Genomic DNA, 1128 nt, shown 5'->3' on the forward strand with positions numbered 1-1128 from the left:
AGTTTTGCGTTCCTGCAGTAACCAATGTTGGTGTTCCCGGATCATTAACTATCACATCAACCGTCAACCTTGTGGCGCTCTCGCAGCCTGTCGCTGGATCTGAGATAGCCGCAAAATACTGGCCTGTTGTTAAAGCTGTAGTAGATGGAATTAATGTTCCGCCTGTTATTGCTGTATACCAAACAATATTTGTTTCGTTAGTTTGGATGCTGGCAAATGTCGGAAGATCTTCTTTACAGAAACTTTGTGTCCCCGCAGTCACCAATGTCGGTGTTCCCGGATCATTTACAATCACATCAACTGTCAATCTTAAAGCACTTTCGCAGCCTGTTGTTGCATCTGAAATTGCTGCAAAGTACTGTCCTGTTGTCAAGGCTGTCGTAGATGGAATCAATGTTCCGCCTGTCGAAGCTGTATACCAAACAATATTTGTTTCGTTAGTTTGGATGCTCGCAAATGTCGGCGCATTTGCTAAACAGAAATTTTGCGTTCCCGCAGTCACCAATGTCGGTGTTCCCGGATCGTTTACAATAACATCAACTGTCAATCTTGCAGCGCTCTCGCAGCCAGTTGTCGGATCTGAAATTGCAGCAAAATATTGGCCTGTTGTCAAAGCTGTAGTCGGAGCGATAACTGTTCCGCCTGTTAAAGCTGTATACCAGACAATATTAGTCTCATTTGTCTGGATGCTTGCAAATGTAGGAGCATTTGCCAAACAGAAGTTTTGCGTTCCTGCAGTAACCAATGTCGGAGTTCCCGGATCATTTACAATCACATCAACTGTCAGTCTTGAAGCGCTCTCGCAGCCTGTTGCAGGATCTGAGATAGCCGCAAAGTACTGTCCTGTTGTCAAGGCTGTTGTAGATGGAATCAATGTTCCGCCTGTTGAAGCTGTGTACCAGACAATATTTGTTTCGTTAGTTTGGATGCTGGCAAATGTTGGAAGATCTTCTTTACAGAAACTTTGCGTTCCCGCAGTCACCAATGTCGGCGTTCCCGGATCATTTACAATCACATCAACTGTCAATCTTGAAGCGCTTTCGCAGCCTGTTGTTGCATCTGAAATTGCTGCAAAATACTGTCCTGTTGTCAAGGCTGTTGTTGGCGCAATCACTGTACCGCCTGTTA

General features: G+C 44.9%; 1 protein-coding gene. It reads right to left on the reverse strand.

All coding sequences use genetic code 11. From position 1 onward, the window contains the following. Window positions 1-1128 (reverse strand): Ig-like domain-containing protein (locus ABXT06_RS22695; RefSeq protein WP_502909073.1); only part of this gene is annotated, 1128 nt, incomplete at both ends.

It is taken from the genome of Flavobacterium sp. UW10123 (assembly GCF_040538975.1).
GTDB lineage: Bacteria > Bacteroidota > Bacteroidia > Flavobacteriales > Flavobacteriaceae > Flavobacterium.